We start from the raw sequence: 14,190 nt of genomic DNA on the forward strand, positions 1-14,190 counted from the left end.
TGCACGCCAGATTGACCCGCCTGATGAAATAATAAAAAAGACCCGAAATTGGAGAGTTCTAAATGAGTGAAGATGTCGTTAAAGTGATTACCCCGGAAGGTAAAACCGCAGAATTGCCGGTGATCCGGGCTGCCATGGGCCCACCCACCTTTGATGTCAAAACCCTGCATAAGCAAACCGGATACTTTACCTATGACTCAGGTTTTGCAGCCACCGGAGCCTGCAAAAGTGACATCACATTCATTGATGGTGGCAAAGGTGTGTTGTTGTACCGCGGTTACCCGATTGAACAACTGGCAGAACAAAGTAACTTCATGGAAGTCACTTACTTGTTGATGAATGGTGAGTTGCCAAACAAAGAGCAGTATGATGCCTTCAACCAGGAAATCACCCGCCACACGATGGTTCATGAAAAGATTCGTTCATTCATGAAAGGCTTCCAGTATGATGCCCATCCAATGGCCATGATGATGAGTGTGATTGGTTCTTTCTCTGCTTTTTATCATGACGGTATGAATGTCAATAACCCGGAAGACCGCCGCATGGCTGCCATCCGCCTGATTGCCAAAATGCCCACAGTGGCTGCCGCAGTCTATAAGAACTATGTCGGACAGCCATTCATGTACCCGAAAAACAAACTGGGTTTCACTGAGCGACTGTTACACATGATGTATGGCGTGCCTGCTGAACCATACGAAATCAATCCGGTGGCCGCCAAAGCCCTCGATTTGCTGTTTATCCTGCATGCCGATCACGAACAAAACGCCAGTACATCAACAGTGCGTCTGGTGGGTTCGACCGGAGCCAACCCGTTTGCCTGTATTTCAGCCGGTATTGCTTCATTATGGGGACCAGCGCATGGCGGGGCCAATGAAGCCGTACTGAACATGCTTGATGAAATTGGTGACGTCAGTCAAATTGATAAATACGTGGCCAAGGCCAAAGACAAGAATGATCCGTTCCGTTTGATGGGTTTTGGGCATCGGGTGTATAAAAACTTTGATCCCCGCGCCACCATCATCAGAAAAGCCTGTCATGAAGTGCTGGAAGACCTGGGTATTCAGGATCCGCAGCTTGAGCTGGCCATGAAGCTGGAAGAAATTGCTTTGCAGGATGAATATTTTGTGGCCCGTAAACTGTACCCCAATGTGGACTTTTACTCAGGCATCATCTACAAAGCCCTGGGCATCCCTGTGCAGATGTTTACCGTGATGTTCGCCATCGCCAGAACCGTGGGTTGGACTTCGCAATGGTTGGAACAGTACGAGACACCAGATACCCGTATCGGCCGCCCCCGCCAGGTCTATGGTGGAGCGACCACCAGAGATTACGTGTCAATCAACAAGCGTTGATGCTGCGGTGACTGTGGCAACGCACCTGACCTCGTTGGGTCTGGATGCTGCTGAAGTCATCAGGCATGTGCCCACATCGATGACCCTGTCCCTGGTGGATGGGGTTTTGTTTTTGCAGGACCGGCAACAGCCTAAAACACGGGTGACGGTGGATTTTGTGCAGGGTTCACTGGCCTACCGGGCCAGTGGCCATGTGGGTGGTGAACACCTGATCAAAGCCTGCCAGATCAAGTCCATACAGCGACCTCACATCCTGGATGCCACCTGTGGCATGGGTAAAGACAGTTTTTTGCTGGCCAGCAGTGGTTTTCAGGTGACTGCGTGTGAGCAACATCCATTGGTTCATGCATTGCTGACAGATGGTCTTCGGCGTCTGCAGCAAGCTGGTGGTGAGGCCTTTGAATTGCAGCTGATGAGTGCGGAAAAACAAATGCAGCAACCAGGGTTTGATGTGATCTACCTGGATCCGATGTTCCCAGCCAGAAGTAAATCTGCCAAAGTCAAAAAAGACATGCAACTGTTTCAGCACATTCATCAACAACAGGATGACAATGCTGTTGATTTACTCAACATGGCACTACAGGCAGATTGTCAGCGGGTGGTGATCAAACGTCCACCCAAAGCTCCATTGCTGGTGAATCGTAAACCCACTTTCCAAATCAGTGGCAAAAGCTGTCGTTTTGATGCATATCAACTGCTTTAACAGCTCATTATGTCGAATTCAAGACAAAATACACGTTAATTCACAATATTTAATGATTACTTATATGTATATTTTATATAATGTAAATGTGTGAATAAAAAAGTGTGTAAAAATGAAAAACAACGAAGTTACCGTGACTCCGATGAGTCAGGCCGTCTCGCAGATCGCGAAAATTCTTGCTCAGGCCACCTTGCAAAACGACTTTTCTTATAAAGAATTGGTTGAATACTATAAGATGCACATGGTGCGTGAAGCCAAAAAAGAAAAGAAGAAATCCACTGTGGTTGAAATTTCAGCCAGAACTGGTATTGACCGGCGTTTCATCGCGCCCTATCTGAACAGCGATGAAATCAAGCTCAAACCAACTAAGGTGCAGAAAGTATTCCTTGATGTGGTGGCCTATTGTGAAAAGAATAACACCAAAAAAATCCTCAAAAATGATCACAAAGATTCTTTTGAAGCGATTTGTCAGAAACATGCCAATGGCAGCCTGACACCCAAAGCCATCTACACAGAGCTTTGGCGTCTTGGTTACATGAAAGATGTGGAAACGCATTACAAGCTGAAAAAACCAGTTGTGGCAGAGAAGAAAATTGACAAAGCCACCAAGCGCATGGAAAAAATCAGTTCAGCTGTCATCGACTCAGTGGAAGACTTGCTGTAATCAATTTGGACTGAATTTACTTTGGTTCTGCCGATAGAGGTAGCGACTGAGGTGTTTGTCCATGTGATTATCGTGGAAGCCCCCTGTTTCCTGACTGACCAGATGTCTGGATACGTAATGATACAGGGGGATGACTGGCAATTCCTCTGCCAGGATGTCTTCTGCCTCATTGATCAGCCTGACCCGTTCGAGAGAATCCTGGGTCTGGTTAAGTGTGGACAAAATCTGATCATAGCCTGAGTTGCTAAAAGCATAGAAATTGAAACGGGAAGCTGAGTGAAACAGGTTCAGGAAGTCTACCGGATCAAGGTAGTCTGCGATCCATCCTGAACGGAATATCTGTTTGTTGGGGCCTTTACGGGTGTTGACGAAGACTTTCCATTCCTGACTTCGTAAACGGGTTCTGATGTTCAGGTTTTGTCGCCACATGGCAGCCACAGCCAACGCCACTTTTTTCTGGTTGTCACTGTTGTTGTAAATGATTTCGAGTTGTTCGGATTGTGCTTTGAAGCCACTTTCTGCAAGTAATTTGCGGGCTTTTTCCGGGTCAAAATTACCCATTGGCTGCGCCTGTTGAGGCGGGATGATGCTTTGTGCAGGTAACTGGCCTGACCTGAGCACTTTATCAACCAGTATGTGTCGGTCGATGGCCAGATTCAAAGCCTGCCGGAGTGATTTACTTTTAAGTTGTGCGTCCTGCAAATTTAAACCCAGAAAAAAAGTGCCGAAGTATGGTGCCAGTCGTAACTCATTTGCCAGGTGTTGTTTCAACCATGCGGTTTGGTTGTCCGGTATGGTTTCTGTGATGTCCAGTTCTCCAGCCCTGAATCGCAGCAATTCACTGTTCTGGTTTTCGGTGACCCAATACCTGACATGTGAAAAATACACGTCCTGTGCATCATGAAAAAACGAATTCTTATGCAGTTCGATGTATTCCTGTAAACGCCAGTCTGCCAGCACATAGGCACCATTGCTTACTTTTCCTTCAGGCTGATGGGATGGTAATGGATAAAACACCGGTAACACCAGTTGATTGAGCAGGCTGCTGTCTGGCCGGCTAAGGGTCAAGACCAGTTCGTGTGGGTTGAGCACCTTAACATTCAGTTGATTGTCCTGCATGAGCGGCTCGAACAAGTGGCGGTAAGGTGCAGCTACTGCGGGGTCGGTCGCCCGTTGCCAGGCATAAAGGAAGTCGTGGGCAGTGACTGGTTGACCATCACTCCATTTGGCATCGCTTTTCAGGGTGAAGTGCCAGGTCAGCTGATCGGCCGATACGCTGTGTTGACTGGCCACCCCAGTCACCACCTGGCCATGGGCATCGAAGGTCATCAGGCCTTCATAAAGGTCCATCAACAGGTTGTGGCTGTTGATCCCCTGGGCCTGGTGAATGTCCAGTGAATCAGGCTCACCGCCATTGCCACGATTCAGGGTTTCGGTTGCGGCCCAAAGGATTTGAGTACCCAGGCAGAGCAGGTAGCAAAAGAGGATTTTCATGGCCTTCATTAAAACACATACTGCAGACAGAATAAATGCGCCAGTCGGGATAAACTTGGTGGCAGAGCAGAGATATTTTGGTAAGATTTATGGTTCTCAGCAAACCACCAATGAGCATGGCCAACCATACCCCCACACTGACTAAGCAACACCTGATTGACTACCTGGCTTCGGGTTGTAAACCAAAAGCCGATTGGAAAGTGGGCACCGAGCATGAAAAATTCGGCTTTCACCGGCAAGATAACAGTCCTTTGCACTATGCCGAACCTGGTGGCATCAAAGACATATTACAGGGACTCATGGAACAGTTTAATTGGCAACCGGTTTATGAAGGTGAACACCTGATTGCCTTGCAAAGGGACGGTTGTTCAATCACACTTGAGCCAGGTGGGCAACTGGAATTATCAGGTGCACCGCTGGCTGATGTACATCAGACCTGCACTGAAACCGGGGTTCATCTGAAAGAGGTCAAGGCCATCGCGGAACCGTTGGGCAGTGCCTTTCTGGGCATGGGTTTTCAGCCGGCTGCCACCCGTGAGGACATACGCTTCATGCCCAAAGGTCGTTATGACATCATGAGCAACTACATGCCCAAAGTGGGTACCCTGGGACTCGATATGATGAAGCGGACCTGCACCATTCAGGCCAATCTGGATTTTTCAGATGAGGCAGACATGGTGAAAAAATTCCGCGTGTCATTGGCTTTGCAACCATTGGCCACTGCGCTGTTTGCCAATTCCCCATTCACAGAAGGACAGGACAATGGTTTTGTCTCATACCGTTCGCACATTTGGACAGACACCGATGCGGACCGTTGTGGCATTATACCGTTTGTATTTGAAGCGGGAATGGGGTTTGAGCGTTATGTGGATTACATGCTGGATGTGCCGATGTATTTTGTTTACCGCAATGGCCAATACATCAATGCAGCTGGACTGTCGTTTCGTGATTTTATGCAGGGTAAGTTGTCAGTTTTGCCCGGAGAATACCCAACCATCAAGGATTGGGAAGACCACCTGACCACCGCTTTTCCAGAAGTTCGCTTGAAAAAGTTTTTGGAAATGCGTGGTGCCGATGGTGGACCCTGGCGTCGGATCTGTGCCTTACCGGCCTTATGGATTGGCTTGTTGTACGATCAGCAACAGTTGGATAAAGCCTATGACTGGATCAGTGACTGGACCTTGGCTGAACATCAACACCTGCGCAATGAGGTGCCACGCCTGGGCTTAGACACCACCTTCAGAGATCAAAAGGTACGTGATCTGGCTTTGTACATGCTCAGTCTTTCACGTCAAGGGCTCGAAGAGCGGGCCATCAAATCACCTTGTGGTAAAGACGAAAGCATCTACCTTGAACCCTTGCAGATCATTGCTGATACTGCGGTCACGCCTGCGGAAAGGAAGCGGGGTAAATACCACGGAGTGTGGCAGAAAAAGATGGATCCATTATTTGACGTATACGCATACTGAAGATCAACACGGTCACAAAAAAACCCGGGTAGATCCCGGGTGTTTTTGTTGCTTTGAGATCAGCTGTTCAGTGTTCCTGCAACAAGGTCATGATCTTGATGTTTTCCCGCAACCAGCGACCGCCTTCGGCTCCCTGATATGTGACGTCAATTGACGAGGTGCCGTCGGTGTCCAGATCCCTGAAGGTGTTGGACAGGTTAAGGACCACCGTGCCTGAGGGCACAATGGTGGTTTCTTCCAGAGGTGCAGTCCGGCCATAGCCAAAAATGTCAAACATGGGTACGGTGATGTCGGTGTCTGGTTTAAAACCACCGGCCGTGCCTGCAGCCCAGCGGGGATTACCTGCTGCATCAAAATAGAAGACATAAGCGATCATCACGTCTCTGGCCTGGGCCAGTGAATAACCCCAGCCATTTTCAGACTGGCCTCCCCACCAACCGGTACCAAAGTCTGGGTCAGGTCGTGTTTCATCAGCGATCAAAGGCTCAATGCACCATTCTTCGGTGACATTGTTGATGCGCCAGGTAGCCAGTGCCACAAAATCCAGGTTCCGACTGGTACCATCCTGACAAGCCGGGTGGTTACGGATTTCTGCGGTATTGAAGTTGATGCTCAGCCGACCGTCCGTCAATGCCGGATCATCGATGAAAGGAATGCCGTCATTGGGGTCAATGTCATATTGGTAAACGGCTTTGTTCAGGGTGTTGGGTGCGAAGCCCTGGTTGAGCACGCCATTTTCCAGGTTGGTGAGGGAACTCAGCCACTCTGGGTTACCCAGATCATCAAAGGTGTAAAACATGGTGAAATACAGATCCTGTGCACCATAGGACTCAATGATGAAGCCGTGACCATCGCGGGCAGGATCATACCAGTGTCCTTTGTTGGGGATTGGGTTGTTGCCGCTGACACATACATCACATGACAGCTCAGAATCGGTGATTACACGGGTTATGCTGATGTCGTCAATCCACACCCCTTCCTGAGCGGTGTTGATGTCAGAGACCATACGGAAACGAATCTGACCGGTCTGACCGACATACTGACTGCCCAGATCAACGGTCGCCTCACGCCAGTTCAGTTCAGTACCTGACCAGGCAAAGCGGGCCTGAGCGGTGTTGTTGGTGTAAAGTTGACCATCATAGGCCACTGAACTCAGATGGCCAATATCAAACCACAGGTCACTGCCAGCCAGACGCATTTCCAGGATCATGCCATCCCAGTACTGACTGGGTGAACCTTCGGTGTCATAGGCCAGTGAGAAGGTCAACACGTTGCCACCACCATCAAAGGTCATCCACGGGGTGACCAGTGACTTATCAGAATACTGACCTTCATTGGTGGTGAACCAGCTTTGACTGCCAGAATTGACCCGGTCATTGACCTGAATCCAGCCGTCATCACCCAATGATAATACAGAAGTCATCAGGCTGTTGGGGTCTTCGGCACCATCAGTCCAGGTACCTTTGTCATTGGACTTTTTGGCTGCGGTGGTGATGGCCAGTTGGTCATTGTAAGTGCCACTGGTGGTGTTGATGGTCACTGGAATGGTCAATTCAGCCAAACAACTGGCTTGGGTATCCAAGCTGATTGGCAGCGCAATGATACGCGTTTCAAATCCATCCAGTGACAGGTTTTGGTTGGCCTGGGTGAAGTCAACAAATTGAGGTGCATCAAATGTCAGGCTGATGCCAGACAGGTTTTTAGCTGAGTGATTGGTTACCCTGATGAGTAACTTGCCTGATTCGCCACGGTCAAGGATGTTGTCATCACCGCAGGTTGAATTGGTTGCTATGAAGTTTAACAATTCCAAATCAACCGCTTGTTTTGAAGCCACATAGGTGCCCCGGCCATGGGTGCCCAGGTACAACTGGCCATTGTTCCAAACCAGGTCAAGAACCCGGGTATTTGCCGGACCGTAGTCAAATTGGTTCCACACATAGGTATTGCCTGATTTGCGTCCTACCCACAGTCCCAGTTCGGTACCCAGATACAGCAGGTTGGGATCCTGGGGATCGTTGATGATCTGATAGACCGGAATGTCAGGCAGGTTATTGGAGATGGTACTCCAGCTGTTACCACCATTGGTTGAACGCAACACCCGGTTGTCCTTATAACTGCCAAAAGTGGCGTACAGGGTTTGTCCTGAAGTATCAAACAGGTCAACCCTGATGTCTGTGACCACATCATCAGCCACACCCAGAAATTGTGCCGGTCCAATATCAACCACGGTATTGCTTGAGCCGAGGTTGGTGATTTTGACGATTTGACTGGCCCCACTGGCCTGTGAAGCTGCCATGCCGGCATAGGCTTCAGAGGTGATGTGTGGATTGAATGCCACTGCTGAGACTCCGGCGCCATTGATGGTGCCGGTCACGTCTTGCCAGGTGGCATTGCTCAGGAAGCGGGCGTTGTTGGTGAAGTAAACATTGTCGGTACCAACCAGCATGCGGTTGCCGTTGTTTTCATCCAATACAAAAGGTTGAATGAAACGGGCACCTTCGGTGTCCGGCAGTTCCATGGCCTGGGCGCTGAAACCACCATTGTTGGACCCATACATTTGTCCATTGACGTAAGAACCGTAGACGAATTCCCCCTGTTGTTGGTCCCAACCGCTGTAGCCGCCATCGCCACCCTGCCATTCCAGCCAGTCCTGTTGATCGCCAAAATACAGTTGTGAACCATTGTCTTGGGTGCCGGAGGTGACCCTTTGTCCATCAGGGCTGACCGCGATGCCATAGCTTTGCGAAATATTCAGGCCATTATTAAGACTGAAAAAGGATTGTCCGCCGTCTTCAGATTTGGTCACCCCGCCGTCACTGACGATGTACAGGTGGTCATTATTGAATGGGCTGAAAAAGTAGCCGTGATGATCGGCATGGATGTAGCGGTCAACGGCGCCAAAAGAAGGGTTCCAGAAGCTGCGTTTGGAAATCGTTGTGCCACCATTGGTGGTACTGAACATGTCCACTGCTCCCATAAATACTTCATTGGAGTCAGCCGGGTTCACGGTGATGGCCAGGTCATACCAACCCTGACGTTCAATGAAATTGGTGTTGGAAGCGGTTTTGATCAGGTTGAGGTTATTGCCTGGTGGGGAACGGAACAGACCGATGGTGCCATTGGTGCTGCCATTGTCAAATTCTTCGGTTTCCTTGGCAGCGGCCACATAAACCGTGCCATCTGAACCGAAACCAATTTCAGCGCGCAACATATCAGGCTCATCCAGTCCGGGGACATTCAACACCGACCAGTTGTCACCACCATTGGTGGAGCGTACCAGGTAGCGGTTTAATAAAACATCCTGGGTGCCGGAAATGGTGATGTTCACAGCGGCACCGCCGGCGTTGCGGAAACTGTTGCCATCGGCTCTGGAGATCATCACTGCTGGTATGGAAATACTGTTGTTCTCACCACCCATCACAAAAGGGTCGTCTGTGGAATTCTGAAAAACCACCACCGCAGTGGCTCCGGCGTTCTGCGCGTTGATCACTTTGTCAGTGAAGTTGCAGTTGCCGCGCTCAATGAGCGCAATCTGGCCACTGATGTCATTGTTGATGGATTCACAGCCGTCGCTGGTGGGGTTGGTGCCGTCATTGACCTGAATCAATTGACCGTTGATGCCACCATTGGGGATGGCTGGCCCGAAGGAGGCCTGAACCGAGCTGTAATCGCCGGCCAGGGAAGCAGGTGTTGATACGCTCAGGGTGTTTTGTACGGCATTGGGGTCACCAAAGTGATATGCCAGCAGATGACTGGAATTACTTGGGTCAATCTGCAGGTCAGTGAAGCCCCGGCCACTGGTGTTGATGCCGGATACTTCGCTCCAGCTGTTGCCGTTGTTGGTGGATTTGAAAATCCCTTCGCTGGTGGCTGCCAGGAACACATTGCTGCCCGGAATCCGGGCCATGCGGTTGACATAGAAAAAATCGCTGTTGTCGGTGGTACCAAAACGGCTCCAGGTTTCACCAAAGTCGTGCGAAACAAAAATGCCAAACCCCTGAGCGGCATCAAAGTTAAAAAATCCTTCACCAGTACCCGCATAGACGGTTTCCGGATTGTCCGGATCCAACAACATGCTGCCTATGGCAATGCTGGCAAGGAAGTCGGTTTTGGGTTCCCAGTTCTGGCCATCATCGGTGGTTTTCCAGATGCCACCGGATACGCCGCCTGCAAGCAAATGACCTTCCCGGTCAGGATGAGCGACAAAGCCTCTGATGCGTCCGCCAAAAATTCCCGGGCCGATTTCTTCAAAGCGCAAGGCGGTCAGATCCTGGCTGCTTTTCTGGCTGCTTTTGGCTTGACGCTGTTGTGCAAAACTTTCCTGGTAAGCCAGGTTCAGTGCCGCCGGTGTGAGCCCTTTGGGCGTCTGACGCATGCTGTGCAGCCAGGCTGCTGCTTCACTGGGTTTGTCGTATTGTTTGGGTTGTTTGATTTCTTTGATCAGGTTTTTATCAGCCACTTTGAAAGCCTGTTCCGGGAGGCTTATCCGGGATTGATTATGATGAGCGATGCCGGTAAACAGCAACAAGGTGAGGCAAGATGTGAGTAAACGCATGGTGGTTATCAGCCATTTTAATTAACAGGCTAAAAATTGTAGCAAAAAAAAAGCGGCTTGGATATGCTCCAGACCGCTTTGCATCGTGGTTTGCAATGCTTTATTGGAAGATGTAACCCACAATGGTGAGTACCACCGTATAGGGCAGTGCCATCCAGACCATCTGCATGTAACCCAGGCGAATGGCCGGAGCCAATGCAGATGTCAGTAAGAACAGGAATGCAGCCTGACCATTTGGAGTGGCTACACTGGGCAGATTGGTGCCGGTGTTGATGGCGATTGCCAGAGACTCGAAATGCTCTCTGGAGATATTACCGGCATCAAACTGGGCTTTCACTTCGTTGATGTAGACCGTGGCAACAAACACGTTGTCACTGATGGCTGATAGAATACCGTTGGCCAGGAAGAAAGCCTTTGGCTGAGCTTCGATTGGCAAAGCCAATACCCAGTCGATGACTGGTGTGAACAGGTGCAGGTCATGAATCATACCAACAATCACAAAGAAGATACACAACAGGGAAACAAAGGGCAGTGATTCTTCAAAAGCGTGACCGATGCGGTGTTCCTCATTGATGCCGGTCAGTGCCGTGACCACCACCAGCAGAGACAGACCAATCAGGCCCACTTCCATGATGTGTAAAGCCAGCCCAACAATCAGTAACAGGCCGCAAATGCCCTGTACGATCAGGCCATAGGTTTCACGCGGTGTGCGCTTTTCATCTTCTTCGGTGAGGTAGGTTTCCAGAATTTTGCGCACTCCGGAATCAAGCTTGCCGCCAAAACCAAATTTACCGGTCAGTTCAAGAACAATCACGGTGAGCAAACCAGCAATCACCACCGGAAAGGTCACATGAGCCATTTCAGCAGCAAACTGCACAAAGGTCCAATCCATCTTTTCACTGATCAGCAGGTTCTGTGGCTCACCCACTTGGGTGCACACGCCGCCCAGCGCGGTACCAACGGCACCATGCATCACCAGCGAACGCAGGAAAGCACGAAAGCCTTCCAGGGTGTCACCACCGAGTTGCTGTCGGTCTTTGATGTCATTGTCATCCAGGTCGATGTTCATGGTGGAGTGGACTTTTTCATAAACTCCATACAACGCCACAAATACTGTGATCAGTACTGCCATCACAGTCAAAGCATCCAGGAAAGCAGACAGCACTGCGGCGGACAGTGAAAACATCAAAGACAACACAACTTTGTTTTTGACTTTCATCAGAATTTTGCCAAATATGTAAATCAGCAAAGGCTTCATGAAATAAATGAAACTCACCATAAAGACCAGCAGCATGATGACGCCCAGGTTTTGCTGGATCTCATACCATACCGTTTCCGGTGATGTCAGGCCGATGGCCAGTACCGCCAGTGCCAGCAAGCCCCCAGATTGCAAAGGGTAGCATTTAAGCGCCAATGCCAAAGTCATGATAAACATCAGGATGAATGCCCAGCCCATGATGGTTTTACCCAACAGCAGGGTCAGCGGGTAGCAAGCAATCAGGAACGCCAGAATGGTGGTTTTGAACCACCTGGGGCTGTTACCCAGGAATTCTGAATAAAAGGTATTAAGCATGTTTGCTCCAATTCTCGATAATCACAATTGAACTGGTCAGCTGACCACATTCAATCCAAAAAAATAATCGTTAGCTGTATGTATCACAGCAACGGCCAAAAAAACAAGCCACGCATTTTACCACGAGAAGACAAGCAGCATGAAAGAGTTGGTGGAGATTTTTACTGTATCGACCCCCCAATTCAGGGGGTTTGCCAACTGCTGGTCATTGTCTACACTGCAGGCATTATTAAATTTGGAGTAAGAAATGAAAAGATTTGTGTTGTTGATGTTGAGTTTTCCGGTCTTTGCCCAGAATTGGTCATTGGTGAATGACATGGCTCCCGTTGAAGCTCAACAGTCAGACTATGGCGTGAATATGGTATTTGCCGGCGATTACCTGGTGGTCAGCTGGCCAAAGATTTTTGAGGAAGCACTGGCTCCCGGAGCCCAGCCCAGTGGCTGTGGCGAGATCATCACTTATGAAAAAGTTAATGGCCAATACCAGAGTATCGCCAGCACCACAGCCGAAGACCTCACCGGATCGTGTGTCCCGGGAGATGGCTTTGGGTATGGCCTGGCTTTTGACCAGGGCAGACTGGCCATCGGCATGCCGGCGGGAACTCGTGCGGGAATGAACCTGTCTGGTGGTGGCAGTGATGCTGATTCACGGGTGTTCATCACGCATTTTGAAAATGGTCAGTGGGTGTTGGATGAAACCTTGCAGGCCGATGATCTGGGTGGAGGTCGTGGAATGGGTTTTCAGCTGGTGATGGAGGGTGATCTGTTGTTGGTTCATGCCCATGAATACGACAGTATTTTTGGTTTTTCTTTTGTAGTCAGTACCGGCGTCTATGTCTTTGAAGACAGCGGCAATGGATTCAATCAGACCCAGAAACTGACTGAAAACTTCCATTTGTTTGGCCAGGATTTTGACACCGAAAACGGCCAGATCGTGGTCGGAGCCTGGGGTGAACAAACCCTCACCGCACCAGGCCGGGTGTATGTCTATGAAAACCAGGGAGGTAACTGGCAGCTAGCTCAGACCATCAATGACAGCAGAAACTCAAACCTGGGTAATCAGATTGAGATTGATGGTTCTTTGATGGCGGTTGGTGCTGTACAGGCGGGTGGCATCGGTTCGGTTGTGGTGTTTGAAAACAACAATGGCCAATGGCAGGAGCGACAGTTGATTCAGGCTGATGATGCTGATTTCAATGATCAGTTTGGCATTGCGGTACGCATCAGGGGTGATGATTTGCTGATTGGTGCCACTGGCGGTACTGACTCAGGCACAACTTCCGGCGCCAACGTTGGTGCAGTTTATCATTTTGTCAAACAGGTTGATGGCATGTTTATTCAACAACAGAAGCTGGAGTCGTTGGAATCCAACGAAGGCAATGACCAGTTTGCTGGCAATCTGATTTTCAATGAAACCGATTTGCTGGTCAATGAAACCAGTGGTGGTACCCTGGATGGCGCATCAACTGAATTTGCCCACTTCAGTCGGGCTGGTACCACCAATCCCCCTGTTCAGTCACAGGTAGATAACACCACATCAGGGGTGTGGATGGCCGATGGGGTTGCCAACCAATCGATGAGTATTCAGATCCTCAATAACAACCAGGCATTGTTGTATGTGCGGGCCAATCATCAGGGTGAAGATCTGTGGTTATTGGGTTTGGGTCAATACAATGACAACCACATTGATGTCGCACATTTGTATACCACTTCAGGTGCCCGTTTTGGTGGGGCGTTTGATTCAGCTGATGTACAACTGCTTGAAGTGGGTACTGCCATCTTCAGCTTAACCGCCTGTGATACCGGTGATTTAATGTTTGACCTGGGCGCGATTGGTTCCGGCGAAATCAAGCTGGACAAAACCCATGAAATCAGTGGCAATGAGTGTGGTGTCAGCAACAAAAATCTGCCCAATGGAGTATCCGGTTCCTGGTTTGATCCGGGTCGGTCCGGAGAGGGTTTCACCGTTTACGTGTTCGAACAATCGGGTGTGCAACAGGCTGAAGTAACCTGGTATACCTATGATGAGACCGGTGCGCAGATGACTTTGCAGGGCGTTGGTCCGGTGGCCGATCAAACCATCAGTATTGATGCCATGAAAAGGGTCACAGGTGCTGAGTTTTTGAGCGGTATAGGTAGTGAGCAGACCATGGGTTCATTGCAAATGAGTTGGGATGGCTGTCGTCTGGCAAGAATGGATTATGACCTGACCGCTGGTCAGCTTGGTCAGGGCGGTTCGGTGCTGTCGCAGATCAATGACCTCAACAACACCAGTTGTGGCGACCTGGATGAGTAATCAGCACATCTGTACCTGAGCAGCCCTGCTCAGGTCTGATGAAGGGGGAACGGCCATGTGGTATCGAATACCGGATGGCCGTTT

The 14,190-nt window shown here is 49.8% G+C and carries 8 protein-coding genes; 5 read left to right on the forward strand and 3 right to left on the reverse strand.

All coding sequences use genetic code 11. From position 1 onward, the window contains the following. Nucleotides 1–62: 62 nt before the first annotated feature. The 3 genes from B0475_RS05170 (at nt 63) to B0475_RS05180 (ending at nt 2,719) form a co-directional block, all read left to right on the forward strand. Nucleotides 63–1,352, forward strand: a complete 1,290-nt coding sequence (locus tag B0475_RS05170) for a citrate synthase (RefSeq protein ID WP_077410700.1) — start codon at nt 63–65, stop codon at nt 1,350–1,352. A gap of 7 nt (nt 1,353–1,359) precedes the next feature. After that, the gene (locus B0475_RS05175; protein WP_198538130.1) at nt 1,360–2,055 is read left to right on the forward strand and encodes a class I SAM-dependent methyltransferase; all 696 of its coding nucleotides are present in this window, start codon (nt 1,360–1,362) and stop codon (nt 2,053–2,055) included. Nucleotides 2,056–2,167: 112 nt separating this feature from the next. Further along, nucleotides 2,168–2,719, forward strand: a complete 552-nt coding sequence (locus B0475_RS05180) for a hypothetical protein (protein WP_077410702.1) — start codon at nt 2,168–2,170, stop codon at nt 2,717–2,719. Here B0475_RS05180 and B0475_RS05185 read toward each other — a convergent pair whose 3' ends face one another. Next, complete coding sequence (locus B0475_RS05185) at nt 2,720–4,213, reverse strand: peptide ABC transporter substrate-binding protein (RefSeq protein ID WP_157892722.1); 1,494 nt, start codon at nt 4,211–4,213, stop codon at nt 2,720–2,722. Nucleotides 4,214–4,323: 110 nt separating this feature from the next. Here B0475_RS05185 and B0475_RS05190 point away from each other — a divergent pair, with 110 nt between their 5' ends. Beyond that, on the forward strand, nt 4,324–5,682 hold the full coding sequence (locus B0475_RS05190; RefSeq protein WP_077410704.1) for a glutamate--cysteine ligase: 1,359 nt from the start codon (nt 4,324–4,326) through the stop codon (nt 5,680–5,682). Between the two features lie 67 nt (nt 5,683–5,749). Here the strand turns inward: B0475_RS05190 and B0475_RS05195 are convergent, their stop codons facing one another. Beyond that, complete coding sequence (locus tag B0475_RS05195) at nt 5,750–10,237, reverse strand: WD40/YVTN/BNR-like repeat-containing protein (RefSeq protein WP_077410705.1); 4,488 nt, start codon at nt 10,235–10,237, stop codon at nt 5,750–5,752. A gap of 100 nt (nt 10,238–10,337) precedes the next feature. Next, the gene (gene nhaB / locus B0475_RS05200) at nt 10,338–11,810 is read right to left on the reverse strand and encodes a sodium/proton antiporter NhaB (protein ID WP_077410706.1); all 1,473 of its coding nucleotides are present in this window, start codon (nt 11,808–11,810) and stop codon (nt 10,338–10,340) included. Between the two features lie 247 nt (nt 11,811–12,057). Between nhaB and B0475_RS05205 the strand changes: the two genes are divergently transcribed. Then, entirely contained in the window at nt 12,058–14,106 is a 2,049-nt protein-coding gene (locus B0475_RS05205; protein WP_077410707.1) for an FG-GAP repeat protein, read from the forward strand. The last annotated feature ends 84 nt before the right edge of the window (nt 14,107–14,190 follow it).

It is taken from the genome of Marinicella sediminis (assembly GCF_002000055.1).
GTDB lineage: Bacteria > Pseudomonadota > Gammaproteobacteria > Xanthomonadales > Marinicellaceae > Marinicella > Marinicella sediminis.

Excerpts from the sequence above, each read along its gene's own strand:
- B0475_RS05205 (WP_077410707.1), top strand. The coding sequence starts at position 12,058 with ATGAAAAGATTTGTGTTGTTGATGTTGAGTTTTCCGGTCTTTGCCCAG.
- B0475_RS05190 (WP_077410704.1), top strand. The coding sequence starts at position 4,324 with ATGAGCATGGCCAACCATACCCCCACACTGACTAAGCAACACCTGATT.
- B0475_RS05185 (WP_157892722.1), bottom strand. The coding sequence starts at position 4,213 with ATGAAAATCCTCTTTTGCTACCTGCTCTGCCTGGGTACTCAAATCCTT.
- B0475_RS05170 (WP_077410700.1), top strand. The coding sequence starts at position 63 with ATGAGTGAAGATGTCGTTAAAGTGATTACCCCGGAAGGTAAAACCGCA.
- nhaB (WP_077410706.1), bottom strand. The coding sequence starts at position 11,810 with ATGCTTAATACCTTTTATTCAGAATTCCTGGGTAACAGCCCCAGGTGG.
- B0475_RS05180 (WP_077410702.1), top strand. The coding sequence starts at position 2,168 with ATGAAAAACAACGAAGTTACCGTGACTCCGATGAGTCAGGCCGTCTCG.
- B0475_RS05195 (WP_077410705.1), bottom strand. The coding sequence starts at position 10,237 with ATGCGTTTACTCACATCTTGCCTCACCTTGTTGCTGTTTACCGGCATC.